The organism is Pseudoalteromonas sp. SG43-6, assembly GCF_014164365.1.
GTDB lineage: Bacteria > Pseudomonadota > Gammaproteobacteria > Enterobacterales > Alteromonadaceae > Pseudoalteromonas > Pseudoalteromonas rhizosphaerae.
The window spans coordinates 1-949 of sequence record NZ_JACJEZ010000137.1; the positions used below are offsets into that span (position 1 = coordinate 1).

Consider the following 949-nt stretch of genomic DNA (forward strand, 5'->3'; position numbering starts at 1 on the left):
TATAGAAAAAGAAATTAATATTATAATTATATTAAACTTTAAAAAATTAGCTTCCCTTTGTTTGTAACTAACACCAGCAAGCACTACCAACATAATCATAAGTGCGACATAAAACATTTATTACTCCTTATCAAACGACACTATAAACAAGGTTGTGTATAGTAATTACAACCACCACCTGTGCATACCATCATTTGCACTAAGCAAGATGGAAAGGTACCAGGTCCGTTGCCATCACCTCCTCCGATACAACTACTTTGTCCAGAGTCACATACTGAAGGATCTATGCCATTATTAATAAATTGACTATAGTCTCCTTTTAAATTAATACAATCAGCGGGTTTCCCTTGGCAATAGGCAATTAATGCACTCTGACTATTCTTAACTGCTGCATAATAACCATCGGCTAATTGATCTAAAAGAGCTTTATAAACAGCTACTGTAACAGGACTATCTATTAATATGTCAGTTCTTATTTCAGCTAATAAAGTAAAATTCGCCCTTTCCATTTTTTCCAAAAACCTAAAGTCACATTGAGATTTACTAGTATAAGTACCGTAACATTGATCATGAATAGCGCAAGCTTGGCCATAATGAAAATCAGGGATCAATGGATCAGACCAATGTGTTGGAGTGCCGCAGCTCCCTGATGTTTCTGTGCGAAAAGAACGTTGAAAGATTTCTTGATCATGAAGTGATTCAATTCTTTCATATTCCTCTCGAAATAAAAGAGTGAATACTCTAAATAATGCCTCCTCATCTTTACTTAAGCCTATAAGCTCAGCATTTTGAATTTTTTTAATCTGATTTTTTTGCAAGTTAAATAAATAACGCTCTCCATTAATTTTATCTATACAACTTGCTGAGTCTTCCTTACAAAAATATACTGCCTCATGCGTAAGGTTTCTATTAATTTTATAAACATATTGACTATTTTGTTCATTGACTC

Annotated in this window: 1 protein-coding gene; it reads right to left on the reverse strand. The window is 33.4% G+C overall.

What is annotated here, in order from left to right; all coding sequences use genetic code 11:
- Window positions 1-140: 140 nt before the first annotated feature.
- On the reverse strand, window positions 141-949 hold an 809-nt coding region (locus H5201_RS22450; RefSeq protein WP_182785448.1), incomplete at its 5' end, for a hypothetical protein.